Genomic DNA, 25,083 nt, shown 5'->3' with positions numbered 1-25,083 from the left:
ATGGCCTCGGGTACGACCAGCACCGCCCCCAAGCGCTCCATCTGGAGCAGGCTCCCCGTCGTGCATCAGCTGCGGCAGTCCGTCGGACTGCAGCGCGGGATGCTCATCGTGGGACTCGTGCTCACCGGCATCTTCATCCTGATCGCGGTCTTCGCGCCGCTCATCGCCCCGTACGGCTTCGCGCAGCTGAAGGACGCGAACGGCCAGTTCGGCTCCCAGCAGCCGCCGAGTCCGGCACACATCTGGGGCACGACGGTCGGCGGCTACGACGTCTTCTCCCGCGTGATCTGGGGAGCGCAGACCGCGATCCTGGTGATCGTCGTCGCCGTGATCCTGTCGATCTTCGCCGGCGTCGTGCTCGGCCTGGTCTCCGGCTACTTCGGCGGCTGGGTCGACCGGGTGCTCGTCGTGATCGCCGACGCGATCTACGCGTTCCCGTCCCTGCTGCTGGCGATCGTGATGGCGATCGTGATCTCTGGCGGTCAGTCCAGCCTCTGGGGCGGCATCCTGGCGGCGGCGATCTCGATCACCGTCGTCTACATCCCGCAGTACTTCCGAGTCATCCGTTCGGAGGTCGTCCGGATCAAGGCGGAGGCCTACGTCGAGTCGGCCAAGGTCATCGGTGCGAGCAATGGGCGGATCATGTTCCGTCACGTGTTCCGCAACTCGACCCGCACTTTGCCGCTGATCTTCACGCTGAACTCCTCGGACGCCATCCTGACGCTCGCCGCGCTGGGCTTCCTCGGCTTCGGCATCGAGCCGACCGCCGCCGCCGAGTGGGGCTACGACCTCAACAAGGCGCTGTCGGATGTCACCAGCGGCATCTGGTGGACGTCCATCTATCCGGGCCTCGCGATCGTGCTGGTGGTGCTCGGCATCACCCTGGTCGGCGAGAGCCTCAACGACCTGGCCGACCCGCGTCTGCGTGGCCGTCGCCGCGCGGCCGAGGCCTCCGGCCTGGTCGCGGAGACCTCTGTCGTGCCCGGTGGCCCCCTCGAGGCAGGCCCCGGCGGCATCGACGGTCTCGAAGGCGGAGAGTCGTTCGACGAACACGGAATCGAGGTCAAGCCATGAGCGACGTCGTCACCATCGACAACCTGTCCGTGACGTTCGCCACCGACGCCGGCGCAGTGAAGGCCGTCGACGATGTGAGCCTGCGGGTCTCGCCCGGCGAGGTGCTCGCGATCGTCGGCGAGTCCGGCTCCGGCAAGACGGTCACCGCGAAGACGATCCTCGGGCTCCTCCCCGAGACCGCGACCGCGTCCGGCGCCGTCGTGCTGCGCAGCAAGGACGGCAGCACGGAATCGGACATCGTGACGTTGAGCAAGCGCGAGCTGCGGGAGGTCCGCGGCACGGATGTCGCCATGGTCTTCCAAGAGCCGTCCACGGCGCTCAATCCCGTCTACCAGGTCGGCTGGCAGATCGCCGAAGGCCTGCGCGCACACGAGAAGCTCTCGAAGAAGCAGGCGCAGGAGAAGGCGGTCGACATCCTGCGCCGGGTGGGCATCCCCGAGCCGGAGAAGCGGGTCAAGTACTACCCGCACCAGTTCTCCGGAGGTCAGAAGCAGCGCATCGTGATCGCGATGGCGCTCGTGCTCAACCCCGGCCTGATCGTCGCAGACGAGCCGACGACCGCGCTCGACGTGACGGTCCAAGCCGAGATCCTCGATCTGCTGCGGCGGTGCCGTGACGAGTTCGGCGCGGCCATCGTGCTGATCACGCACAACATGGGCGTGGTCGCCGATCTCGCCGACCGCGTCGCGGTGATGTACCAGGGCAAGGTGGTGGAGGAGGCCGATGCACGGACGCTGTTCTCCGCGCCGAAGGCCGAGTACACCCGCAAGCTCCTGTCGTCCGTGCCGCGCATCGGGCAGGGCGCCGTTGCGACGCAGGATCGCGCGATCGCCCGCGCCGAGCGCCCGGAGGAGGCACCGGTGGTCGCGGCACGCGACCTGCGCATCCAGTACCCCGGTCGGCTCGGCCGGCCCGGCTTCGTTGCCGTGGACGGCGTGAGCTTCGACATCCGGCCGGGCGAGGTCCTCGGCCTGGTCGGTGAGTCCGGTTCGGGAAAGACCACCATCGGTCGCGCCATCGCCGGCCTCGGCAAGGTCACCGACGGCTCGCTGAAGGTGCTCGGGATCGAGATGAACGGCGTCAGGGAGCGGCAGTTCCGCAAGGTGCGCAGCGACATCGGCTTCGTGTTCCAGGATCCGGCGTCGAGCTTCAACCCGCTGCTGACGATCGCAGACTGCGTGGCCGAACCGCTCGTCGTGCACGGCAAGGCGTCGTCGCCGACCGCGGCACGCGGCCGGGTCGACGAGCTGCTGGAGGCCGTACAGCTGCCGCGCAGCTACGGCGACCGATTCCCGCACGAGCTGTCGGGCGGTCAGCGCCAGCGGGCGAGCCTCGCCCGGGCGCTCGCGCTCGAGCCGACGCTGCTGATCGCCGACGAGCCGACCTCGGCGCTCGACGTGTCGGTGCAGGCACGCGTGCTCGAGCTCTTCTCCGACCTGCAGCGCGAGTTCGGCTTCGCCGCCCTGTTCATCAGCCACGACCTCGCCGTCGTCGACCTCCTCGCCGACCGCATAGCGGTGCTGCACCGCGGGCGGCTCGTCGAAGAAGGCACGGGAGCGGAAGTGCTCGGCAACCCGAAGGAGGCGTACACGCAGCGGCTGCTCGCCTCCCTCCCCGTCCCGGATCCGGTCCAACAGGCCGACCGGCGGGAAGCCCTGCACGCCTTGCAGGAGCAGAGCGCATAGTGTCGTGATGTGAGTCCCGATCCCGCCATCCTCGTCAGCGACCTGTCCGTCGAATATCCTGCGCGCGGGGCGAGCCCGTCGTGCGTCGCCCTGCGCGGGGTGAGCTTCCGCCTGGAGGCCGGGCAGTCGATCGGGGTGCTGGGCGAGACAGGTTCGGGCAAGAGCACGCTGGCGTCGGTGCTCGCCGGGCGGGGGCTTCCCCTCCGTTCCGGCGAGCCTGGACCGCGGATCAGCGGTGGGGACGCCACCGTGCTCGGCCACTCGCTGCGGCACGCGCGCAAGCGCGACCTGGCCGAGGTGACGTTCCATGTCGGCTATCTGCCGCAGGAGGGCGCCGCAACGCTGGAGCCGACGCTGTCGGTGCAGGACAATGTTTCGCTGCCGATCTTCGAGCGCGATCACCACTACAACCGCCGGGCCGCGGGGGAGCGGGCCGCCCTGATGCTCGACACGGTGCATCTGCCGCTGAGCGTTCTCGCCAAGTATCCGTACGAGCTGAGCGCGGGACAGCGGCAGCGCGTCGCGCTGGCCAAGGCGCTCGTCCTCGGCCCCCAGGTGCTGGTGGTCGACGAGCCCACGGCGGGAATCGACGCCACGGTGCGCGACGCCGTCATCGACCTGCTGGCCCGGCTGCGCGAGCACGCCGGGTTCACCGCCGTGATCGTCAGTCACGATCTGGCCGTGCTGCGTCGCGCGACCGACGTGTCGATCGTCCTGCAGGGCGGACGCCCCGTCGGCTACGGCCCGATCGAGGAGGTGCTCGCCGAGCCGTCGCACCCGTTCGTGCGCGGTCTGGCGGAGGCTCTGAAGCCACCGCAGCGTCGCACCGAGCGCCGTCCGCAGCGCGCGAACTGACGCCGCCGAAGGCACTGAGACCCGAACGTTCCGATTCCGCACCGCCGACCTTTCAGGAGGACATCGTGGCCGACCGCCCGCCCCAGCATCGAGCCGTACTCGCGCCGGAGGGCGCACCGCTCGCCCCGGAGGACCGGCCGGAGCCCGGGCCGATCGCCGTCCTGCCCACAGCGGAGCCGTCGTTCGTCGCGGCCGTGGAGGCCGCGGGCGGTACGGTCGAGCCGCTCTCCGACCGCACGCGCGGCGTCGTGTGGCTCTCCAACAAGGACGCTGCGGCCTTCCCCCCGATCCTGGAAGCACATCCCGGCATCGGCTGGGTGCAACTGCCGTTCGCCGGTGTCGACGCGTTCTCCGGGATCATCGCCTCGGAGGAGCGCAGCGGCCTGGTGTGGACGAGCGCGAAGGGCGCGTACGCCCAACCGGTCGCCGAGCACGCCCTCGTTCTGACGCTCGCGCTGATGCGGGTGATCCCGAAGCGCGTGCGCGCGAAATCGTGGGCGACGGCCGAGGAGGGCCGGTCGCTCTACGGGCGCCACGTCGTGATCGTCGGAGCGGGAGGCATCGCCCTCGAGCTCATGGTGCTGCTGGCGCCGTTCGGCGTGCGGGTGACGATCGTGCGGCGCTCGTCGGACCCGGTCGAGGGCGCGGAGCGCACGGTGCCGACCGACCGACTCCTCGACGTGCTGCCCGATGCCGACGTCGTCGTCGTCGCGGCCGCCTTGACCGGAGGGACGCGTCACCTGTTCTCGGACGCCGAGTTCGCGGCGATGAAGTCGACCGCCTACCTGGTGAACATCGCCCGCGGCGGACTGGTCGACACCGACGCGCTGCTGCGCGCCCTCCGCACGGGAGCGATCGCCGGAGCAGGCATCGACGTCACGGATCCCGAGCCCCTGCCGGACGGACACCCCCTCTGGGACGAGGAGGCGTGCCTGATCACGCCGCACCAGGCCGACACCTCCGAGATGGTCGCGCCATTGCTCGCCGAGCGCATCGGCGCGAACGTGCGCGCGTTCCTCGGGACGGGCGCTTTCGTGGGGCGGGTGGACCCCGCGGCGGGCTACTGACGGCGACGCGCGCGGGATGCCCGGCCGATTTCTCTCGGTGGTCGAAGTCTTGCTAGAGTAGCTTCGCTGATCAAGCATTCCTCGATAGCTCAATTGGCAGAGCAGCCGGCTGTTAACCGGCAGGTTCTTGGTTCGAGTCCAAGTCGGGGAGCATCTGAGGCCCGGGCGCTAAAGCGTCCGGGCCTTTCCCTTTCCCTTTCGCGGTCCGGCTCGCGCGTGCGCTCGGAGGAGTGGCGATGAGTCGGCCGACGCGTCGGGACAACCCGATCGAAGGGTGCTCCACCACACGGTAGAAGAGCGCAGCCGAGAGCAGGATGGCGGGTACGAGCGCGACGGCGATCGCGACCCACGGCCACCACCCGGAGACGCCGACCAGCAGAGCCGCGGCGACGAGGATCGGCTCGTGCACGAGGTAGAGGCTGAAGGACCGCGTGCCCACCCACTGCACGGGTCGTGCCTCCAGGGGCCGGCGGGCGGGGCTCGCGAAGGCGAGGGCGACGATCCTCGCAGCCCGTCGGCTTCCTGTGCATGCAGTTCGCGGAATACATCTCCCGTTCACCTGAAACTGAGTATCATTCGGCCATGGATGACAGGGAGCCGGAGCACCGAGAGCCCGAAGAAGCGGACGAACCGGTCGAAGAGTACGAGAACGACGACGACGAACTGCGTGCCTCGCTGGAGCGCGAGGCGGGGCTGACCAGCTTCGGCGGCCCGGCGTTCGGACCGCTGTTCGGGCGGCCGGACGGCGACGACGGCGAGATCTTCGACGCCCAGCACAATCCGTAGGTCGGAGTCGACGCGTTGGCGGTCCCCGGGGGATCTCGTTCCTCGACCCGACCGCGCCGGCGGAGTTCCTGCTCGTCAGCCCGTGCTGCGGTGATCGCGGCCTGCTCTGCCGCGCGCGGACGGCGCCATAGACCGTGAGCGAGCCGAGGGCGGGCTGCGTACTCCCGGGGGAGTAGCCGACAGACTCCCGCGGGGGCACTGCACGGGCGCGGTGCGCTCATTAGCATGAGGGAATGCCCTGGAACCCGCCCGCCGACTCCCGCCCGCCGGGGCACGACGTCGGCCAGAGCGGGGGTTGGACTCCCGGCTGGGGGGGCCGCCGCCGTCCGCCAGGGGCGATCTGGTTCCCCGTGGTGCTCTCGGTGCTCGTGCAGCTTCCCGGCGTCTTCATCGCCGCGCATTCCGCAGCGGAAGACCCGTGGACGCTGGTCGCGGTCCTCGTCGCGCTGGCGGCCTCGTTCCTGCTGCTCCTCGGGCGCGCCCACCCCGGACCAGTGGTCGTCGCCGTTGCGGCGCTCTGCATTCCGGCAATCGCCCTGACGGTCGGCCCACCGCTCGCGGCCCTTCCGCTCGCGTTCGCGGTGGTCGGTGCTGTCGTGCGCTCGGCACGGGTCTGGGCCTGGTGGACCGTGGCGGGCATCGCCGTCGTGGGGCCGCTCGGCGCCTACCTGCTCGTCGGGCGTCCGGAGGCGGTCATCCGTCCCCTCATCATCGCTCTCGTGCTGACGCTGCTGGTCGGCGTCGGCGAAGCCATCCGCGGCCGTCGGGAGCGCTACCGCGAAGTGTCGCGTCAGGTCGCAGCACGACGCGAGGCGGCAGCGGAGGCCGAGCGACTCCGCATCGCCCGCGAACTGCACGACGTGCTCGCCCACTCGCTGTCGCAGATCAGTGTGCAGGCCGGTGTCGGCCTCCACCTGTTCGACAGTCGCCCGGAAAAGGCCAGGGAGAGCCTGGAGGCGATCAAGTCGGTGAGCAGCCAGGCCCTCGAAGAGGTGCGCGGCGTGCTGGGCTTCCTGCGCACGGAGGGCTATCCGGCGGCGCGCGCCCCCGAGCCCGATCTCGCGCGCATACCCGTTCTGGTCGACACCTACCGCCGTGCGGGACTCGACATCCAGTATGACGACGGCCTGACCTCGGTTCCGTCGGCCGCGACCCAGCTCGCCCTCTACCGGATCGTGCAGGAGTCGCTGACCAACATCGGCAGGCATGCACAGGCCACGACGGTGTCGATCGCCCTGCAGGAGGTCGGCGGCGACTACGTGCTCACGATCGCCGACGACGGCCGCGGGATGCCCGACGCCGACAGCGCGCGTGCACCGGTGGACGGCGGCAAGGGGATGGTCGGAATGCGCGAGCGCGCCGAACTGCTCGGCGGACGGTTCGACACCCGTGAGACTGCCGGCGGCGGGCTCACCATCGAGGCGCGGATCCCGCGCCCCAGGACGGAGCGCGAATGATCCGCGTGCTGCTGGCCGACGACCAGCATCTGGTGCGGGCGGGTTTCCGCGCCCTGCTGGAGGCCGAGGACGACCTGGAGGTCGTCGGGGAGGCGGCGACGGGCCGCGAGGCGGTGGAACTCGCCAGGCGCAGCCGTCCCGACGTCGTGCTCATGGACATCCGGATGCCCGACGGAGACGGACTATGGGCGACGGGGGAGCTGGCCTCCGACCCGGAGCTCGCGGGGACGCGCATCGTGATGGTCACGACCTTCGAACTGGACGAGTACGTCGCGCAGGCCATCGTCTCGGGCGCGAGCGGCTTCTTGGTGAAGGACACCGAGCCCGTCGAGCTGCTCCGCGCCGTCCGCGTGGTCGCGGCGGGTGACGCGCTGCTGTCGCCCGGCGCCACCCGCCGCCTCATCGAGCGTGTCGCGGGCGGTCTCCGGCCGGCACCCGACCCTGAGGCGTTGCGCGAGCTGACCGACCGGGAGCGCGAGGTCCTTGCGCTGGTCGGTCACGGCCTCACCAACGCCGAGATAGGCGAGCGGCTGTTCCTCAGCCCCCTGACCGCCAAGACGCACGTCTCGCGGATCATGACCAAGCTGGCGGCACGCGACCGGGTGCACCTGGTCGTTGTGGCGTACGAGACCGGGCTGGTGCAGCCCGGTCGGCAGTGACCGGCCGCCCAGTGCTCCCGGGGGAGTAGCGCAGGTGTCTCCCGCCGGTGGATTCGCCCGACGGCCGCTCCGGCGAGGCTGAGAGTGGTTCCGCGAAAGCCGCGGACAGCTCACCGATTGGATGCACCATGTTCAGTACGCTCGCCGTCGCCGCCGCACCCTGCGCCGTCGTCGCCTGGGGAGGCGGCCCCTGGTTCGGCTGGTGGTGGTTCCTGATCCCGCTGTTCTGGATCGGGATCTTCTTCCTGATCTTCGGCCTCGCAGGCCGTCGCTGGCGCCGCGCCGCAGCAGCACGCGGCGGTTACGGCTGGGGTCCGCACTCCGGGACGCGCGCCGCCGAGCAGACGCTCGCGGAGCGCTACGCCAACGGCGACATCGACGAGAAGGAGTACCGCGCCCGGCTGGAGGTGCTGCGCGCCAACCGCGGGGACAGCGCCTGACGCCGGGGAAGATCGCACCTCGCAGCGCAGCGCGGCCCGGATATGATCGTCCGGGCCGCGTCCGCCGGCCCTGGAAGGACCAGCATGACCCCGTTCGCGATACCCCTCGCCGCCGTGTTCCTCGCGGCGGCCGTCGTGTTCGCGGCGCTCTGGTTCGTGGAGCGCAGGCGGCGGCGCCGCGCCGAAGAGGCGCGCGAGGAGCGCGAGTGGGACCGGATCGACCGCGAGCTCGAGGTCGCAGAGCAGGCCGGACGCTTCCGCATCATCGGCGAGCTGGGCGATGTGGCGGTCGCGTCCGTGTCCCGTGTGGTGTCCCAGGCCGAGGGGATGCGCTACGCGGCGGGCACCGACCTGGAGGCGGCGACCCGCTCGGCGGCGGCGCTCGAGACGTCGGCGCGGGACGCTCTGGCCGACTTGCGGAGGCTTCAGAACGCCGTGGCCGAGGGTGTGCGCGATTCCGCGCCGGCACCCAGCCTCCACTCCGCAGGCGACCTGTTCCGGGTGATGCGGGAGGCGGGACTGGAGGTGACCTCCACGGAGACGGGGGAGCGGTACGAGCTGCGGCAGGGCGCAGAGCTCGTGGTCTTCCGTATTCTGCAGACCAGCCTCGGCAACGCCCTCGACCACGGCGGCCCCGGCACACGCGCGACGGTGGGCTTCGCCTGGACCGCAGACGGCCTCCACGTCACGGTCGAGGACGACGGCATCCGGGCAGCGGCCCGTCGGGCGGGGCTCGACCGCGACGGAGTGGACAAGGCGACGGCCTACAGCGCGGAAGACGACCTGCGCGCCGTTACCGAGTTCGTCGAGGGCCCCGACCTCAACGAGCTGCGCGACCGGGTCGCGTTGTACGGCGGCGTCCTGGACGCGCGGAGCGTCCCGGGCGTGGGCTTCTCGCTCTCCGTGGTGTTCCCGGCCCTCCGCCACCACAACGGCGTTCACGGCGTGCCGCTGCGGTAGAGCGGGCCGCCGCCGGTCAGTCCTCCAGGTGGTCGCGGCCGGGGAGCCAGCTGAGCCCGGGGACGCCCCAAGAGTTCTTGCGCTGCGCCTTGAGCGCCTGCTTGCCGTACGGGTGCTCCAGCCGGTCGACGTACAGCACGCCGTCGAGGTGGTCGTACTCGTGCTGGAAGATGCGGGCCAGCCAGCCGTCGGCGCGTACGGTGTACGGCTCGCCCTCCAGGTCGACCGCCTCGAGGATCACCCGTCCGGCACGGCGGAGCGGGAAGCGCTCGCCCGGGAACGACAGGCAGCCCTCGGACTCCGAGTCCTCATCCGGCTCGCCGACCTCCAGCGGGCTGAGCCACAGCACCGGGTTGATCGCGACGCCCCGGTGCTCGACGTCGTCGTCGTCGGTCCAGCCGTAGACGAACAGCCGCAGTGGCACACCGACCTGTGGCCCGGCGAGCCCGACTCCCGGCGCCTCGTCCATCGTCTCGAACATGTCGTCGACGAGCGTTCGCAGCTCGTCGTCGAACTCCGTCACCTCCGCGGCGCGCGTGTGCAGGACGGGGTCTCCGGTGATCCGGATCGGAAGGACGGCCATTCGGCAAGACTATCGGGATCATGTTCGGTAGGGTCGTGGCGTGGGTACGGAACTGATGGATGCGCTCGAGCTGGCCTATCAGCCCAGTCAGCTCCTGGGCATCCCGGTCGCACTCGTTGGCGCCGTGTTCCTCTCCATCGGAGCGCAACTGCAGCACCACGGCGTCGCGAAAGTCGAGGCGCAGACGCAGGACGCGAAGGGCGGCCTTAATCTCCGCCAGCTCGGCCTGCTGCTCGCCAGGCCCTCCTGGGTGATCGGCACGCTCCTGCTCGGGCTGGCGATCGTGTTCCAGCTCGTCAGCCTCAAGCTGTCGCCGATCATCCTGGTGCAGCCGCTCGGCGTGGTCGGGCTCGTGATCACGAGCGTGCTCAACGCCCGGGTCAGCGGCGTGAAACTCAACAGGCAGTCCGTGATCGCGGTGTGTCTGTGTGTGGGAGGCGTCGGAGCGTTCGTCGTGATCGCCGCTATCTTCGCGCGCGATCAACCGGTGACGTCGCGGGCGCTCGTCGTCATCCTGATCATCCTGGCGGTCGTCCTCATCATCTTTGGACTGGCGTTCTGGTTCCTCCGCCACCGGTTCAAGGCGATCATCTACATCGTCGGGGCCGGCGTGCTGTACGGTTTCGTGGCGACGCTCGCCAAGGTCGTCATCGACCGCATCTCCAACCAGGAGTGGGACTGGCTGCTCGTGCTGTGCATCGTCGCACTGCTCGCCGCAGCCGGGCTCGGCGCCTACTTCGTGCAGAACGCCTACTCGTCGGGGCCGCCCGACCTCGTCATCGCCGGTCTCACGGTCATCGACCCGTTGGTCGCGGTGACCATCGGGATCGTGGTCCTGAACGAGGCCGCAGGCGCTCCGTGGTGGGCGATGGTGGGCTTCGCCCTGACCGGCGCGGTGGCCATCCTGGGCGTCTTCCAGCTCGCCAAGCACCATCCGCAGTCGCACGTCGACTCGCCGCTCAGCGGGCAGCTTGCGGACTCCGTCCGGGAATCCGGCCTAGACTAGGCCGATGAATCGCCGGTCCGACCCGTCCGGCGCACTCAGACCGTCGCCGGGGCGATCATCCCGGCCAACGACCGTGAGGGACTCACCACGTGCCTGATACGAGCGGAACGCACAACATCCCGCCCGCCCCGGCCGAACACAGGCCGATGACCATCCTCATGGGCTGCGACACATTCCCGCCCGACGTGAACGGCGCGGCCCGGTTCGCCGAGCGGCTCGCCGCCGGCCTCGTCGAGCGCGGCCACGACATGCACATCGTCGCCCCCGCCGCGAGCCGGCGCCACGGCACCTGGATCGAGGAGCACGAGGGCCAGAAGATGACGGCCCACCGCCTCCGCAGCTGGCGCTGGTACCCGCACGACTGGCTGCGCTTCGCCCTCCCGTGGATGAGCAAGGCGAACGCGCGTCGCGTGCTCGACGAGGTCAAGCCCGATGTCGTGCACTTCCAGTCGCACATCGTGATCGGGCGCGGTCTCGCCTACGAAGCGCAGAAGCGCGGCATCCGCATCGTCGCGACGAACCACGTGATGCCGGAGAACATCATCGAGTTCACGCGCCTGCCGAAGTTCCTCCACCACACGTTCGTGTCGATCGCGTGGCGGGACGCCCGCAAGAGCTTCGATCGCGCCGAGGCGATCACGACACCGACCCGCCGCGCCGCCGAGTTCCTGGAAGCCGCCACCGGCCTGACCAACGTGCACGCGATCTCGTGCGGCATCGACGCGCACAACTACACACCCGACTTCACGCCGCGCACCGACAACCGCATCCTGTTCGTCGGCCGGGTCACCGGCGAGAAGCAGATCGACGTGCTGCTCAACGCGGTCAAGCTGCTTCCGGCCGAGCTCGACGCGAAGCTCGACATCGTGGGCGGCGGCGACCAGTTCAAGAACCTCCAGACCCTGGCCGAGACCCTCGGCATCGCCGACCGGGTGAACTTCCTCGGCTACGTGACCGACGAGGAGCTTCGCCAGGCGTACACGCGGGCGGCCGTGTTCGCGATGCCGTCGATCGCCGAGCTCCAGTCGATCGCGACCATGGAGGCCATGGCGTCCGCTCTCCCCGTGGTGGCCGCCGACGCCATGGCGCTTCCGCACCTGGTGCACGACGGCGAGAACGGCCACCTGTTCCGGCCGGGGGACGCCCAGGACCTCGCCGACAAGCTCGAGAGCGTGCTCACCCTCCCGCAGGACGAGCTCGACGTCCTCAAGAACGCGTCGCTGCGGATCGTCGCGACGCACGACATCCAGACCACGATCAGCACCTTCGAGAGCCTGTATCGTGGAGAGCCGGTGGCCGACCCGGAGACGGCGACGGCCCCCGGCGTGCCCACCCCGGAGTGACCAGGGGAGAGCGCACGGGGCGGTAGCTCAGCTGGTTAGAGCATCGGACTCATAATCCGCCGGTCACGGGTTCAAGTCCCGTCCGCCCTACAAGGACCTCCGCTTCTGCCGCGAAGTCTGGCACGGCGCGCGTCGCGGTCTGATGCGTGCCATCCGACGGGGGAGCGGACAAGTGAGCGGAGTCCACGACGAATGCGTGCGCCGAGCGGGTCGGCCGTGGTGGGTCATCGCCGGGTCGCTCCGCCGCGCCAGGACCAACGCGATCCTCTACGGCGTCCTGTCCGTGATGTTCGGCATCGTCGCACTCGTCGGCCCGCTCTTCGGAGGGACACGGGGGCCGTGGCCGATCGTCCTCTGCGTGGGCTGGGCCGCTCTCGCCGCCTGGGCCGGGGTCGGCGTCGGGTACTACGTGCGCCGGCGGGGCAGCGGATCGCCACGGTGAGGTGAATGTCGCGGATGCGGCGTCGGGGTATGTGCTGGAGCCCTGTACTGCACCTCCGGCGCTCGAGCGCAAGGCCCTCGTGTGATGGGCTCCTCGGCGTACGGTGCCGTGGCATGAACACAATCGGATGGATCGTCCTGATCGTCGTGATCGTGGTGGTCGTCATCGCGATCATCATCGTCGCCGCCACGGTGGGGCGACGGCGCAAGCAGGAGGCCGACCGGCGCCGCGCCGCGGACCTCCGAGAGGACGCGGCACGGGCTGAGCTCGCCGCGCGCGAACGGGAGGCGAAGTCCGCCCGCGCCGCAGCGGACGCCAAGCAGGCCGAAGTCGACGCCGAGCGCCTGCGGCGCGAGGCCGACGAGCGGGAGCGCGCCGCTGCCGAAGCACGCGCGGAGCAGGAGCACAAGCTCGCCCGCGCCGACAGCGTCGACCCGGATGTCGAGACGGACCGGCACGGCAATCGTGTGGAGACCCGTGCAGGCGCGAACGGCGAAGAGAGCCTCCCGCCGCGCCGCACGGAAGCGCCCGCGAACGCCGAGGCATCGCACACCGCGCCGTCGCACAGCGCGCCGCGCATCGACGGCATCACGGGCGAGGAGCGCCGACCCGAGGACCGTCAGGTCTGAGCCGCCGCGGCCCGATCCGCACGCTCCGCCCCTACGCCCCCAGCGAGGGCAACGGCGTCTCCCGCAGCCACGCGTCGAAGAACGCGTCGAGCGGCTCCTCCGAGTACCCGGCCGCGAACGCCTCGAACTGGTCGGACGACGCCGTCCCGTAGCGGCGCGTGGCCGACCAGCCGCGGAGCAGCTCGAAGAACCGGTCGTCGCCGAGCCGTCGGCGCAGCGCGTGCAGCAGGCAGGCTCCTCGCTTGTAGACCCGGTCGTCGAACATGTGGTCGACGCCGGGGTCGGCGAGCACGAGGTCCTTCGGCTTGAGTCGCAGGCCGGCGTGGTGGGTGCGGGCGAGTGTGTTCGCCGTCGCGCCGCCCGCATACTCGGACCAGATCCACTCGGCGTAGCAGGCGAAGCCTTCGTTGAGCCAGATGTCGCTCCAGGAGGCCACGCCCACGCTGTTGCCGAACCACTGGTGGGCGAGTTCGTGCGCGATCAGACGCTCGGAGCCGCCTCGGCCGTCGACGTGGGAGGCGCCGAACGTCGCCATGCCCTGCGACTCCAGCGGGATCTCCAGCGGGTCCTCGGTCACCACGACCGTGTACGACGGGAACGGGTACGGGCCGAAGCGTTCCTGGAAGCACTCGAGCATCCGGCCGACCGGTGCGAAGTCCGCGAGGACGCGTCGCGCCAGCGCCGGCGGGTAGGCGATCACCCACTCGACACCGTCGGTGCGGCGCGGCTCCAGCACGTAGCGGCCGATCTGCACAGCGGCGAGGTAGGTCGCCGTCGGCTCGGTGCGCTCGAACGTCCAGGTGCCGCGTCCTCCGCTGACGGTGTGCTCCACGAGTTCGCCGGTGGCGAGCACCGTGTACGGCTGCTCGGTGGTGACCGTGATGCGGTAGGCGGCCTTGTCGGACGGCCGGTCGTTGCACGGGAACCACGTCGGCGCGCCGGACGGCTGCGAAGCGACGATGACGCCGTCGCTGAGCTCCTCCCAGCCCAGCGTGCCCCAGCGGGTGCGGCGGGGGACCGGGGAGCCGTCGTAGGCGATCTCGACCGTGAACTCACTCCCCGCGGGGATCGGTCTGGCCGGCTTCACCCGCACGTGCGTGGGCGACTGCGTGAAGCGGGTGCGCTTGTCGCCGTCGAGCCGGACGCGCTTGGCGCGCAGATGCACCAGGTCGAGCGAGATCGCCGAGAGTGCGACGTTCGCCCGCCCGCGGATCACAGCGGTGCCGTCGAGGCGATTGGTGGCGACCTTGTAGCCGAGGTCGAGATCGTAGGAGAGCACCGAGAAGTCGTCGGTGCCGGAGCGCGGAAGGTAGGCGTGGGAGGCGGCGGGAGCCGCGTCAGCGCTGGTGGGAGCCGTGGTCATCGCACCGCACGGTACTCGCGCACCGTCACATCCCGCCACGGGCCGATCGGGTTGCCGCTCCAGCGGCTCCGGTCGGGCACGGTCTCGCCGCGCATCACCAGGGACGCGGGCCCGACGGTCGCGTCGGCGCCGATCGCAGCGGCGGGGAGGATGACGCTGTGCGGCCCCAGCGTGCCGCCGCGTTCGATGATCACCTCGTCCATGCTCATGATTCGATCATGGAACAGGTGCGTCTGCACGACGCAGCCCCGGTTGACCGTGGATGCGTCGCCCAGTTCGACCAGGTCGGCCTCCGGCAGCCAGTAGCTGTCGATCCAGACGCCGCTGCCGATCCGTGCTCCGAGGCTGCGCAGCCACCACACCAACGCGGGGGTGCCTGCCGCCGACCAGGCGAACCAGGGCGCGGCCACCATCTCCGTGAAGGTGTCGGAGACCTCGCTGCGCCAGATGAACGACGACCAGAGCGGATGCTCGCCGGCCTTGAGCCGGCCGAGCAGGACCCACTTGGCTGCCGTGCTGACGGCCGCGGCCACCGCACCGGCGACGAGCAGGACGGGACCGCTCAGCACGATCGCCCACACGATCCCCAGGCTCTCCGAGAGCGCCCCCAATGCGAGGAGCACCGCGAGGCCGATCGCGCAGGTGACGAAGACCGGGACGATGCGCAGCAGCTCCCACGCCGCACGAGCGACACGGAGGGCCGTTGGCGGCTCGAACGTGCGCGAGAGGTCGGCGTCCTGGGCGCGCCTGCGCAGTTTGACCGGGGGAGAGCCGAGCCACGACGATCCGGCCTTCGCCTTGCGGGGCGCGACGGACAGTACGGCGACCAGCCCGTCGCGCGGCACCCGGTTGCCGCCGCCGGCCATGCCGGAGTTGCCGAGGAATGCTCTGGTGCCGATCTCGGCCTCCGCCACCCGGACGTACCCGCCGCCGAGCTCGTACGACGCCACGAGCGTGTCGTCGGCCAGGAACGCGCCGTCGCGGATCTTGGTCATCGCCGGAAGGAGCAGCACGGTGGACGCCTCGACATCGCGGCCGACCCTCGCACCGAGCATCCGCAGCCAGACCGGGGTGAACAGGCTGGAGTACAGCGGGAACAGGACCGTGCGCGCCATGTCGAGAAGACGCTCCGTCGACCACACCTGCCAACCGGCCCTGCTGCGCACCGGGTACACGCCCTCGCGGAGGCGGAGTCCGAGCAGCCTCACCAGCACGACGACGAGGCCGGCCAGGACGACACCCGAGGCCAGCGTGGCGGGCACGATGGCGGCCAGCGCCCCCGGCACGGCGCCGGAGAGGGAGGTCGCGCCGCGCGTGAAAGCCGCGACGACCAGACCTCCGACCGCGAGGGCGACCACCGGCACGAGTGAGACGACGAGGGATGCAGCGGCGTAGGCGGCGACCCAGCGCGTGCGGCGCGGCGGACGCTCGGCCGGCCACCACTCGCGAGCCTTGCCGACACGGACCGCCGGCGACCCCGCCCAGTTCTGCCCGGCGGGTACCCGGCCGAAGACCGCCGATCCCGGCGCGACGGTCGCGTCGCGACCGATCTTCGCGCCCGGCATGAGTGAGCTGCGCGCGCCGACCGAGCTGCCGGCGCCGATCCGGATCTCCCCGATCCGCACCAGGTCGCCGTCGATCCAGTACCCGGCCAGGTCGACCTCCGGCTCGATGGAGGCCCCGGCGCCGATGCGGAGCATGCCGGTGACCGGGGGCAGCGCGTGCAGGTCGACCCCGCGGTCGACGGTCGCCCCGAGCGCGCGGGCGTAGTAGCTGATCCACGGCGCGCCGGCCAGGCTCGCGGCACCGATCTGGTGGGCGACCTGTTCGGCGAGCCATAGGCGCAGGTGCACCCCACCCCCGCGCGGGAAGTCGCCCGCCTTGACACCCGCCAGCAGCAGGCGCGCGGCGACGACCGCGATCGCCATCCGGCCCCACGGTGTGACGAAGACGAGCAGGCCGACGATGAGCCAGACCAGGTTCACGTCCGGCAGGAAGCCGAAACCGCCGAACGGCCGGAGCACCGCGGCGGCGGTCAGCAGGTAGAGCAGCCAGCGCATCCCGTTGAGGATGAAGAGCGGGACGCCGAGCAGGGTCTGCAGCACTTGCATCCGTCGAGGAGTCGGCGGCACGACGTGTGTGGAGGCGGCTGACGCCGACGGCGAGCTCTCCGCGAGAGCAGCGGCGAGCGATCCGAAGCGGGGGTGCGCGTAGATGTCGGCGACCGTGATGTCGGGGTGGCGCCTGCGCACCAGGGAGACCAGCTGGGCCGCCGCCAGCGAACCTCCTCCGAGGTCGAAGAAGTTGTCGTCGAGACCGCCGACCGGGAGACCGAGGACGCTCCGCCAGTCGACGGCGAGCGCTTCGGAGACCGGGTCGAGGTCCGGGGTGTCCTCGGCATCGTCCTCGAGCGGCCAGGGCAGCGCCGCTCTGTCGACCTTCCCGGAGGTCCGCACGGGGAGCTCGTCCACCACAGCCAGCAACGGCACCAGTGCGGCGGGAAGTTCGGCCCGCAGCTCCTCCAGTGCGGCGCGTCGGTCGAAGAGCGAGCGCTCCGGCACGGCGAGGTAGCCGACCAGCACATCGTTGCCCGCTGCGCTCCTGCGCACGGCGGCCGCTGCTCCGGAGACGCCGGGCAGCTGCTGCAGCGCGGCCTCCACCTCGCCGAGCTCGATGCGGCGGCCGCCGACCTTCACCTGGTCGTCGGCGCGGCCGAGGTAGAAGAGTCCTGCCGGGTCGAAGCGCACGAGGTCGCCGCTGCGGTACGCGCGTTCCCAGCCGAGCGAGGGCAGGGGAGCGTACTTCTCGGCGTCCTTCGCCGGGTCGAGGTAGCGGGCGAGACCGACACCTCCGATGATGAGCTCGCCGCTCTCGCCGTCGGCGACCGGGGAACCGTCCGGTCCGACGACGGCCAGGTCCCAGCCGTCGAGCGGCAGCCCGATCCGCACCGGCTCGCCGGCCGTGAGCAGGCTCGCACAGGCCACGACGGTCGCCTCGGTGGGGCCGTAGGTGTTCCAGACCTCCCGTCCCTCGACGGCGAGCCGGTTGACCAGTTCGGGCGGGCACGCTTCGCCGCCGAAGATCAGCAACCGGACGGTGTCGAGCGCATCGGTCGGCCAGAGGGCGGCGAGCGTGGGAACCGTCGACACCACCGAGATGCGGCGTGCGGCAAGCCACGGGCCGAGATCCATGCCGGTGCGCACGAGCGAGCGCGGCGCGGGCACCAGGCACGCACCGTGGCCCCAGGCGAGCCACATCTCCTCGCAGGAGGCGTCGAACGCGACCGACAGTCCGGCCAGCACGCGATCGCCCGGGCCGATGGGTTCCTCCTGCAGGAACAGTCGTGCCTCTGCGTCGACGAAAGCGGCCGCGGACCGGTGGCTCACGGCCACGCCCTTGGGCGTCCCTGTCGAGCCGGACGTGAAGATGATCCAGGCGTCGTCCTGCGGCGTCGGAGGCTCGATCAGCGGCAGGCTCGACGTGCTCGGGTGCGGATCGCCCGCCTGCACGGCGTGCGGCACGACGGGAGCGGCGTCCGCGACGACCGCGTCGACGGGCACCGCGTCGACCGAGGCGGTCGGGAGGTAGCCGTCGTCGGTGATGATTCCCCGCACGTCGGCTTCGCCGAAGACCAGATCGGCGCGCTCCTGCGGGTCGTCCGCGTCGACGGGCACGTAGGCGGCGCCGGCGGCGAGCACGCCGAGGATCGCGAGGTACAACTCACGGCTGCCGGAAGTCATCCGCACGCCGACCCGGTCGCCGCGGCGCACGCCGGCCTCGTGCAGACGGGCGGCGGTCGCGACGACGCGCGCGAGCAGCTCGCGGTAGCTGAGCGCACCGGTCGCGTCCTCGATCGCCGAGGCCTGAGGGTTCCGCACCGCCTGCTCGCGGAGGATGTCGATCAGGGTTCGCGGCGGGGGCGCCGCGGCCAGCGCCGAGAGGATCGCCGGCCGCGCGGAGGTGTCAGTCACGGCCGCAACCGTAGGAGCGGCCGGTTACCGGCCGGTGAACACGCGGTCGTCGGGCGTCACTCCCTAGCCCTCGCCGAGGGCGTGGAGCAGCTGCGCCTTGTTCATTCGCGAATAGCCCTGGATGCCCTGCGCCTTCGCCCGATCGCGCAGGTCGCGGAAGGTCGGGATGCCGGTGCTCGCGGCGGGGACGGAGGCGGCGGTTCGCGCCTTCTCCCTGGCCGTCTGCGCCTTCTGCTTGGCGTCCTTCGCAGCCTGCTCAGCGGTCTTGCGCGCGCGCTGTACGGCCTTCTTGGCGTCTTTCGCGGCCTGTTCGAGCGCTGCGGCGAGGTCGTCCGCCTCTTTGCGGGTCTTCTTGTCGAGCTTCTTGACCAGGCGCTGGGCCTCGTCGACCGCGGCCCGTGCAGTGATCAGGGCCTTCTCGGCCTCTTTCTCAGCCTTCTTCTTCGCCGCCACCTGCTCCTCCTTCGTCCCGGCTTGTGCTCCCAACGATACGACCGAGGAGGGGCTCAGCGCGCTAGCGATCTTGGATGTCGTGGAGGCGGAGCAGCAGCGCGTCCAGAATGGGCCGCTGCCCTTTCGAGAGTTTCGTGCGCGCCTCCTCGATCGGGAACCAGCCTGCGGCGTCCACCTCGGGAAACGCCCGCAGGATTCCGGAGCGCGGGGGCCATTCGAGCTCGAACGTGTTACTGGCGAGCTCGATCGGCCCGAAGTCGGTCTCGGCCGCGAACACCACGAACGTCTTGGACGACGCCCTGAACTCGCCCAGTGCGATGTAGTCGGCGTCGGGGGAGGGCGTCCCTATCTCCTCGGCGAACTCGCGCCGGGCCGCGGCGAGTTCGTCAGCGTCCCCCTCCTCGACGAGCCCCTTCGGCAGTGACCAGGCACCCTCGTCCTTGCGCGCCCAGAACGGGCCGCCCATGTGCGCGATCCAGACCTCGCGACCGTCGGCGCCCTCGCGGTGCAGGAGCACAGCGGCGCTGCGCTGGACCATCAGGCGGACTTCTTCTCGAGGATCGCCTTCAACTCGGCGACCTGCGCGGAGAGCTCGCGGATCTGGCCGCGCGTGGCCGACCGGGTGTCGATCTCGGTCTGCGCGACCCGGTCGACGATCCACGACGCGAGGGTCGCAGTCACGATGCCGAGCGTGGCGATCCCGCCGATCATCAGGCCGACGGCGACCAGCCTGCCGACGTCGGTGACCGGCGTGTAGTCGCCGTAACCGACGGTGGAGATCGTCTCGAACGCCCACCAGACCGCCTGCGGGAAGGTCTCGATGTGCGCGTGCGGCGCGCCGCGCTCCGCGTCCAGCGCGGCAAGGGCCGCCGTGAAGACCAGCAGTCCGCCCGCGCCGACGACGTACACGAGGACGCGCCCGCGGAAGGCGGTTCCTGCGCTCCGCTGCAGGATGGCCAGGATCGTGACCAGTCGCAGCAACCGCAGCGGCCGCAGCATCGGCAGCACGACGATCGCGAGATCGAACAGGTGGGTGTAGAACCATCTCCACCGGTGCGGCGCGAGGGCGAGGCATACGGCGTAGTCGATGAGGAACACGCACCACGTCGCCCAGATGACGGATTCGGCGACGACGAGCTGCGGCCCGTGGAGATCTGCGATGACCTCCCAGGCGTAGGCGACGAGGAACACCGCGGCGGCGGCGGTGAGCGGCCACTCGGTGAGGTGGCGCCAACGTTCGAGTGTCATTGCAACACCCTAGGACCGTCATGGGGCGTCAGCATCCCGAGCGGGCGGCTAACGTGGAGACGTGAACTCCGGCGACGCATGGGTGGAAGGTCCGAACGGCGAACGGTTCTGGGGCCGCTTCGGCGCAGCAGGGCTGCTCGTGCACGATCTGCGTCGCGGCGTGCTGCTGCAGCATCGCGCCGACTGGAGCCACTTCGGCGGCACCTGGGGACTCCCCGGGGGCGCCCGTCACGAGGGCGAGACCGCCGTGGAGGGGGCACTGCGCGAAGCGGCGGAGGAGGCCGCCGTGCCCGCCGACGCCGTAGAAGTCCTGTTCACGAGCGTGCTCGACCTCGGGTTCTGGTCGTACACCACGGTCGTCGCGCAGGCGGTCAGGGCCTTCGAGCCGCACATGGCCGACGTCGAGAGCATCGAACTGCGGTGGGTCTCCGTGCCGCAGGTCGCCGACCTCCCGCTGCACCCCGGCTTCAGCGCGTCGTGGCCCGAGTTGCGGTCGCGGTTGACGGCGCTGGCGGGCTGAGCCCGTCGCAGCCGTTTCAGGAGGCGATGCGCGGCCAGAGCAGGGCGCTCGGGACGTCGGCGCACTGTGCCGGGAGCCCCGAGTACGTCCCCGCACCCGGATAGGGCGCGGCTCCGGGGTGTCCAGGAGCTCCCGGGTAACCGGGGTCGCCGCGATAGGGATGGTCGGCGTCGGCGAACAGACGGTCGCCGTGAATTGTGCCGAGGTAGGCGCCGTCGGGCGTCACCACGTCGCCGTCGCCCCACGGGAACCAGCCGATCCAGTCGCCGTCCGGATTGAACAGGAAGCGCTCCTGTGGCCCGCTCCGGTAGGCGATCCAGACGCCCTGGGAGTCGTGCAGGTATTCGATCATCGCGGTTCGCCTTTCGGGTCGGCAGCATCACGACATGAGCGTTGCTCACTATAACATCAGCTGCCCCTCGGCGCTGGGTCAGAGGGGGATCAGCCGCCCGGCTTCGACACGGAACCGCTGGGTCGTCGACGACGAGGCGGACTGCTCCACGCCCGCGTCCCAGCGGAGGTGAGCGGTGTCAGCGGCACCGAGGACAATGGAGCAGTGCACATCGTCCTCGACCGTCCCGCGCGCGGTGAAGTCTCCGCGACGCGAATCGACGACTCGGGGGAGCGCGGCGAATCGCTCACGATGCCCTCAGGCGAACTCGCCGCCTTCGTGGCGGAGCACGAGTCCGCGCCCGGCACCCCTCCGCGCTGGGTCTGGAGCGACACGCGCTCGTGGTACCCGCCCCTTCTCGAGAGCGGAGTCGCGGTGCAGCGCTGCCACGACCTGGCGCTCGCTCACGCCATATTGCGCGCGTCCGCGCTGTGCGCAGCGACCGCGTTGGCGAACGCCCCTGCCGGCGCCTGGGATCAGCGATCGCCCGCCGCCGACAGCGAATCAGAGACCGATCACAGCACCCTTTTCGAGTTCGATCCGCCGTCGGTGCCTGCCCTGCCGTCGGCCGAGGCGGAGTTCGTGCTGCAGCAGGACGCCGTTGCGACATGCGCCGACCCGGGCCGCCTCCGCCTGCTGCTGGCGGCGGAGTCGGCCGGCGCGCTGATCGCGGCCGAGATGCAGCACGCCGGCCTCCCGTACAGTGTCGAGCGGCATGACGCGCTGTTGACCGCGCTGCTCGGCCCCCGACCGCGGTACGGCCGCCCTCCGATCATGGAGGAGCTCGTGGCAGAGCTCAGAGGCCTCCTCGACGCCCCGGCGCTCAACCCGGACAGCCCGCCCGAGGTGCTGAAGGCGCTGCAGCGCGCCGGGCTGATGGTCACCTCGACACGGTCGTGGGAGCTCCGGGAGATCGAACACCCGGCCATCGCACCGCTGCTGCGGTACAAGAAGCTGTCCCGTCTCTACTCGGCGAACGGCTGGACGTGGCTCGACACCTGGGTGGCAGACGGACGGTTCCGACCCGACTACATCCCGGGTGGAGTCGTGACGGGTCGCTGGGCCACGCGCGGCGGGGGTGCACTCCAGCTCCCGAAGGAGGTGCGCGGAGCGGTCGTCGCCGATCCCGGGTGGAAGCTCGTGGTCGCCGACGCCGCCCAACTCGAACCGCGCATCCTCACCGGGCTCGCGGCAGACACGGCGATGGCCGCGGCGGGGCGCGGTCGCGACCTCTACGCCGGCATCGTGGCGACCGGCGCCGTCGCCGAGCGCGCCCACGCCAAGGTCGCGATGCTCGGCGCCATGTACGGTGCGACGACCGGCGACAGCGGGCGCCTCATGCCCCGCCTCGCCCGCGCCTTTCCCCGCGCCGTCCGGCTCGTGGAGGACGCGGCCCGCACGGGGGAGAACGGCGGCATCGTGACGTCGAGGCTCGGCCGCAGCTCGCCGCCGCCCGGCAGCGGCTGGCGCCGCGCGCAGGAGGCGGCCTCCGCGTCCGACTCGACGCCGGCCGAGGAGCGTCGTGCGCGCACGCAGGCCCGCGACTGGGGCCGCTTCACCCGAAACTTCGTCGTGCAGTCGAGCGCAGCGGAATGGGCGCTGTGCTGGATGGCGGAACTGCGCAACCGACTCTCTGCACTGTCGCCGCCGGAAAGGCCGTTCACAGCAGGACCGCATCTGGTGTACTTCCTGCACGACGAGGTGATCGTGCACACTCCCGCAGAGCTGGCGGACGCCGTCGCGGAGTCGGTCACCGCCTCGGCCGCCGCTGCCGGCCGGCTGCTCTTCGGCGACTTCCCCGTCGACTTCCCGGTCACGGCGGCGATCGTCGACGACTACGGCGCGGCGAAGTGAGTCGGATCGATCGGCGCGGCCGTCGAGGGGCGCGACCGTGCCGGGAATGGGGGAGTGTCGCGCTTGGTTGTCGCTACCGACCTGACAGAGGATGGAGACCATGACCGACACCGCAGCCCCCGCCGATCCCGACGCGGTCCTCGCCCGTTACCACGCGCGCCGCGCGCAGGCCGTCACCGCACCGCAGGGCAACCTCGCGCTGGTCAACACGCAGTGGATCACGGGCGACCCGGCCTCCGAACAGCCGGTCTGGGGCGTTCCCGGCCTGTGGTCTCCGCTGCCGGAGGGCCAGTCGGGGCTGCGCGTCACTGCCGCTGCCACCGACAACGTGTTCGTGGACGAGGTGCTCGTCGACGGCTCGGCGATCGTGCGCGGCAAAGACGACGCGAACCCGTCGGCGATCCGGTTCAGCGACACCCTCACCGGTTTCGTCATCGCGAGCGAGCAGGGCGAATACGCGCTGCGCGTGTGGGATGCGCAGTCCGACGACATCCAGCGGTTCGGCTCGATCGATGCGTTCCCGTTCAACCCCGAGTGGATCATCCGTGCGACGTTCTCGCCGATCGAGGGCGGCAAGACCGTCGGCTTCGAGCACCTCAAAGACGACGGTGCCAGCCGCGACACGGTGATCCCCGGAGAGATCACGTTCACCAAGGACGGCGTCGACTACAACTTGGCCGCCTTCAAAGCGGGGCGCGCGCTCCAGCTGGTGTTCGCCGACACCACGAACGGTGAGAGCACCTACTCCGTCGGTCGCTTCCTCTTCGTCGTCCCGAACGACGACGGTACGGTCACGCTGGACTTCAACCTCGCGGTGCTGCCGCCGTGCGCGTTCAGCTACAACTTCAACTGCCCGCTGCCGCCCGCCCAGAACCGGTTCGCGGTGCCGATCGAGGCGGGGGAGAAGAACGTGCTCGCCAAAGACGGCACCCTCCTCCACTGAACTCCCGGGCGCCGACTGCTGAAGGGCACGCACACGCCCCTAAGGCGCGGTCTGCGGGGCGTTCGCGTGCCCGTCGGTGTCCGCTGGCCGGCGACCCCGACGCGGACGCTCGGGGCAGCGCGGCTGCACGAGCGCGCCCGGATGCGTCGCGAGCGCCGCTGACACCTCGTCGAGCCATTCGATGGCGGCCCTGGCGCCGAGCTCGGCCGCACGGTTCGCTGCGAGGACCGCGCGCGAGTCGGCATCGTGGGTCAGCTCGCGGATCCGTTCGGCGAAGGCCGCCCGGTAGTCCGCCACCACGGCTACCGGATCGGCACCATCGATCGACGCGGCGACGAGCACCTGATCCTGCATCTCGTCCCAGTCGGGCCGCGCCTCGACGGGACCGGCGGTCAGCCACGTCGTCGCCGCCCGCTCGCCGGCGTCGGTGAGCCGGTAGAGCGGCAGACCGTCCTCCGTCTCGCCCGCCGACTCGATCAGGCCCTGCTCACTCATCCGGTCGAGGGTCGAGTAGACCTGTCCGGCGTTGAGCTGGCGGCGGTTCGCCGCGCGCATGAGGAACTCGTTCTGGAGCTGGGAGCCGTAGGCGGGACCCTGGGTCAGCACCGCCAGAAAACCATACTGAACCGACATACTCGGTATGCTATTCCGCTCGTCGCACGGCGGCACGGAGGAATCGCCGAATCACAATCTTGTAACTCGGGCGCGTTGTCCGGCATAATCGCGGTAGTCAACTTCATAGAAGTCATGGAACACGTTCGCGGTCGTAGGGGAAGACGTACCGACGAACGGAGGAAACCATGACGGCTCACGCAGCCAGAGGAGTGCTCTACGTGCACTCCTCTCCCAGCGCGCTCTGCCCGCACATCGAGTGGGCGGCAGGACGCGCACTCGGTCGCGCCGTCAACTTCACCTGGGAGACGCAGCCGGTGCTGAAGGGCTCCCAGCGCGCCGAGTTCTTCTGGGACGGCCCGCAGGGAACGGGCGCGCGCCTCGCGACCGCCCTGCGCGGCTGGGAGCACCTACGCTTCGAAGTCACCGAGGATGCCGGTCTCGGCACCGACGGCGGTCGCTGGATGCACACGCCCGATCTCGGCATCTTCTTCGTGCAGACCGACACCGCCGGTAACACCGTGGTGCCGGAGGACCGGATCCGCTATGCCATGGAGGTCGCCGGATCGAACCCGTTGGAACTGCAGCGCGAGTTGCGGCTGGCGCTCGGCCAGGCGTGGGACGACGAGCTGGAGCCGTTCCGGCACGCGCACGACGACACCTCCGTCACCTGGCTGCACAAAGTCGGCTGACGCACACACTCCCGCGGCGGGCCGGGCGCTGCCGCCCGCACGCGGTGAAC

The 25,083-nt window shown here is 70.8% G+C and carries 25 protein-coding genes and 2 tRNA genes; 19 read left to right on the top strand and 8 right to left on the bottom strand.

What is annotated here, in order from left to right:
• The 10 genes from JNB50_RS06105 to JNB50_RS06060 all read left to right on the top strand — a co-directional run bounded on the left by JNB50_RS06105 (position 1) and on the right by JNB50_RS06060 (position 8,983).
• The gene (locus JNB50_RS06105; protein ID WP_208039243.1) at positions 1 to 1,074 is read left to right on the top strand and encodes an ABC transporter permease; all 1,074 of its coding nucleotides are present in this window, start codon (positions 1 to 3) and stop codon (positions 1,072 to 1,074) included.
• Positions 1,071 to 2,759, top strand: a complete 1,689-nt coding sequence (locus JNB50_RS06100; protein WP_208039242.1) for an ABC transporter ATP-binding protein — start codon at positions 1,071 to 1,073, stop codon at positions 2,757 to 2,759. Before JNB50_RS06105 ends, JNB50_RS06100 begins: the two co-directional genes overlap by 4 nt.
• 9 nt (positions 2,760 to 2,768) lie before the next feature.
• Positions 2,769 to 3,614: an ATP-binding cassette domain-containing protein gene (locus tag JNB50_RS06095; protein WP_208039241.1), complete on the top strand. Its 846-nt coding sequence runs from the start codon at positions 2,769 to 2,771 to the stop codon at positions 3,612 to 3,614.
• 65 nt (positions 3,615 to 3,679) lie between these two features.
• Positions 3,680 to 4,681, top strand: coding sequence for a D-isomer specific 2-hydroxyacid dehydrogenase family protein (locus tag JNB50_RS06090; protein ID WP_307794617.1), 1,002 nt, complete (start codon positions 3,680 to 3,682; stop codon positions 4,679 to 4,681).
• A gap of 78 nt (positions 4,682 to 4,759) precedes the next feature.
• Positions 4,760 to 4,832 (top strand) — tRNA-Asn (locus JNB50_RS06085).
• Positions 4,833 to 5,263: 431 nt separating this feature from the next.
• Complete coding sequence (locus JNB50_RS06080) at positions 5,264 to 5,467, top strand: hypothetical protein (RefSeq protein WP_208039240.1); 204 nt, start codon at positions 5,264 to 5,266, stop codon at positions 5,465 to 5,467.
• A gap of 233 nt (positions 5,468 to 5,700) precedes the next feature.
• A complete protein-coding gene (locus tag JNB50_RS06075; RefSeq protein ID WP_208039239.1) occupies positions 5,701 to 6,924 on the top strand; it encodes a sensor histidine kinase in 1,224 nt (407 codons plus the stop codon).
• The gene (locus tag JNB50_RS06070; RefSeq protein WP_208039238.1) at positions 6,921 to 7,583 is read left to right on the top strand and encodes a response regulator transcription factor; all 663 of its coding nucleotides are present in this window, start codon (positions 6,921 to 6,923) and stop codon (positions 7,581 to 7,583) included. Before JNB50_RS06075 ends, JNB50_RS06070 begins: the two co-directional genes overlap by 4 nt.
• A 128-nt stretch (positions 7,584 to 7,711) precedes the next feature.
• Positions 7,712 to 8,023 (top strand): SHOCT domain-containing protein, encoded by a 312-nt coding sequence (locus tag JNB50_RS06065; RefSeq protein WP_208039237.1) that lies wholly within the window; start codon positions 7,712 to 7,714, stop codon positions 8,021 to 8,023.
• 84 nt (positions 8,024 to 8,107) lie between these two features.
• A complete protein-coding gene (locus tag JNB50_RS06060; protein WP_208039236.1) occupies positions 8,108 to 8,983 on the top strand; it encodes a sensor histidine kinase in 876 nt (291 codons plus the stop codon).
• 16 nt (positions 8,984 to 8,999) lie between these two features.
• On the opposite strand, the gene def is transcribed toward JNB50_RS06060, so the two are convergent.
• A complete protein-coding gene (def, locus tag JNB50_RS06055; protein ID WP_208039235.1) occupies positions 9,000 to 9,566 on the bottom strand; it encodes a peptide deformylase in 567 nt (188 codons plus the stop codon).
• Between the two features lie 40 nt (positions 9,567 to 9,606).
• Between def and JNB50_RS06050 the strand changes: the two genes are divergently transcribed.
• The 5 genes from JNB50_RS06050 to JNB50_RS06030 all read left to right on the top strand — a co-directional run bounded on the left by JNB50_RS06050 (position 9,607) and on the right by JNB50_RS06030 (position 12,986).
• On the top strand, positions 9,607 to 10,572 hold the full coding sequence (locus tag JNB50_RS06050) for a DMT family transporter (protein ID WP_307794616.1): 966 nt from the start codon (positions 9,607 to 9,609) through the stop codon (positions 10,570 to 10,572).
• 89 nt (positions 10,573 to 10,661) lie between these two features.
• On the top strand, positions 10,662 to 11,915 hold the full coding sequence (locus JNB50_RS06045; protein ID WP_208039234.1) for a glycosyltransferase: 1,254 nt from the start codon (positions 10,662 to 10,664) through the stop codon (positions 11,913 to 11,915).
• A gap of 16 nt (positions 11,916 to 11,931) precedes the next feature.
• A tRNA-Ile gene (locus tag JNB50_RS06040) sits at positions 11,932 to 12,005 on the top strand.
• A gap of 82 nt (positions 12,006 to 12,087) precedes the next feature.
• Positions 12,088 to 12,357, top strand: a complete 270-nt coding sequence (locus JNB50_RS06035; RefSeq protein WP_208039233.1) for a hypothetical protein — start codon at positions 12,088 to 12,090, stop codon at positions 12,355 to 12,357.
• Between the two features lie 113 nt (positions 12,358 to 12,470).
• On the top strand, positions 12,471 to 12,986 hold the full coding sequence (locus JNB50_RS06030; RefSeq protein WP_208039232.1) for a hypothetical protein: 516 nt from the start codon (positions 12,471 to 12,473) through the stop codon (positions 12,984 to 12,986).
• Positions 12,987 to 13,017: 31 nt separating this feature from the next.
• On the opposite strand, the gene JNB50_RS06025 is transcribed toward JNB50_RS06030, so the two are convergent.
• The 5 genes from JNB50_RS06025 to JNB50_RS06005 all read right to left on the bottom strand — a co-directional run bounded on the left by JNB50_RS06025 (position 13,018) and on the right by JNB50_RS06005 (position 20,021).
• The gene (locus tag JNB50_RS06025) at positions 13,018 to 14,349 is read right to left on the bottom strand and encodes a M1 family metallopeptidase (RefSeq protein ID WP_208039231.1); all 1,332 of its coding nucleotides are present in this window, start codon (positions 14,347 to 14,349) and stop codon (positions 13,018 to 13,020) included.
• Entirely contained in the window at positions 14,346 to 18,320 is a 3,975-nt protein-coding gene (locus JNB50_RS06020) for a Pls/PosA family non-ribosomal peptide synthetase (protein ID WP_208039230.1), read from the bottom strand. The genes JNB50_RS06025 and JNB50_RS06020 overlap by 4 nt, the downstream gene beginning before the upstream one ends.
• Before the next feature lie 63 nt (positions 18,321 to 18,383).
• Positions 18,384 to 18,773, bottom strand: a complete 390-nt coding sequence (locus JNB50_RS06015) for a hypothetical protein (RefSeq protein ID WP_208039229.1) — start codon at positions 18,771 to 18,773, stop codon at positions 18,384 to 18,386.
• A 61-nt stretch (positions 18,774 to 18,834) separates the two neighbouring features.
• Positions 18,835 to 19,311, bottom strand: a complete 477-nt coding sequence (locus JNB50_RS06010; protein ID WP_208039228.1) for an NUDIX domain-containing protein — start codon at positions 19,309 to 19,311, stop codon at positions 18,835 to 18,837.
• Positions 19,311 to 20,021, bottom strand: a complete 711-nt coding sequence (locus JNB50_RS06005) for a potassium channel family protein (protein WP_208039227.1) — start codon at positions 20,019 to 20,021, stop codon at positions 19,311 to 19,313. The genes JNB50_RS06010 and JNB50_RS06005 overlap by 1 nt, the downstream gene beginning before the upstream one ends.
• 61 nt (positions 20,022 to 20,082) lie before the next feature.
• Between JNB50_RS06005 and JNB50_RS06000 the strand changes: the two genes are divergently transcribed.
• Positions 20,083 to 20,541 (top strand): NUDIX domain-containing protein, encoded by a 459-nt coding sequence (locus tag JNB50_RS06000; RefSeq protein WP_208039226.1) that lies wholly within the window; start codon positions 20,083 to 20,085, stop codon positions 20,539 to 20,541.
• A gap of 16 nt (positions 20,542 to 20,557) precedes the next feature.
• Here JNB50_RS06000 and JNB50_RS05995 read toward each other — a convergent pair whose 3' ends face one another.
• Positions 20,558 to 20,893 (bottom strand): hypothetical protein, encoded by a 336-nt coding sequence (locus tag JNB50_RS05995; protein ID WP_208039225.1) that lies wholly within the window; start codon positions 20,891 to 20,893, stop codon positions 20,558 to 20,560.
• A gap of 204 nt (positions 20,894 to 21,097) precedes the next feature.
• Here JNB50_RS05995 and JNB50_RS05990 point away from each other — a divergent pair, with 204 nt between their 5' ends.
• Both JNB50_RS05990 and JNB50_RS05985 read left to right on the top strand, forming a co-directional pair.
• Positions 21,098 to 22,786 carry a bifunctional 3'-5' exonuclease/DNA polymerase gene (locus tag JNB50_RS05990; RefSeq protein WP_208039224.1) on the top strand — a complete coding sequence of 563 codons (1,689 nt, stop codon included), beginning with the start codon at positions 21,098 to 21,100 and terminating at the stop codon, positions 22,784 to 22,786.
• Between the two features lie 100 nt (positions 22,787 to 22,886).
• On the top strand, positions 22,887 to 23,729 hold the full coding sequence (locus tag JNB50_RS05985; RefSeq protein WP_208039223.1) for a DUF1684 domain-containing protein: 843 nt from the start codon (positions 22,887 to 22,889) through the stop codon (positions 23,727 to 23,729).
• 39 nt (positions 23,730 to 23,768) lie between these two features.
• Here JNB50_RS05985 and JNB50_RS05980 read toward each other — a convergent pair whose 3' ends face one another.
• On the bottom strand, positions 23,769 to 24,362 hold the full coding sequence (locus tag JNB50_RS05980) for a PadR family transcriptional regulator (RefSeq protein ID WP_208039222.1): 594 nt from the start codon (positions 24,360 to 24,362) through the stop codon (positions 23,769 to 23,771).
• Between the two features lie 167 nt (positions 24,363 to 24,529).
• On the opposite strand from JNB50_RS05980, the gene JNB50_RS05975 reads away from it, so the two are divergent.
• Positions 24,530 to 25,033, top strand: a complete 504-nt coding sequence (locus tag JNB50_RS05975) for a DUF3145 domain-containing protein (protein WP_208039221.1) — start codon at positions 24,530 to 24,532, stop codon at positions 25,031 to 25,033.
• The last annotated feature ends 50 nt before the right edge of the window (positions 25,034 to 25,083 follow it).

It is taken from the genome of Leifsonia sp. TF02-11 (genome assembly GCF_017565305.1).
Taxonomy (GTDB): Bacteria; Actinomycetota; Actinomycetes; order Actinomycetales; family Microbacteriaceae; genus Leifsonia.
Note: the sequence above shows the minus strand (reverse complement) of the source record. Positions and strands in the feature narration are given on the sequence as shown.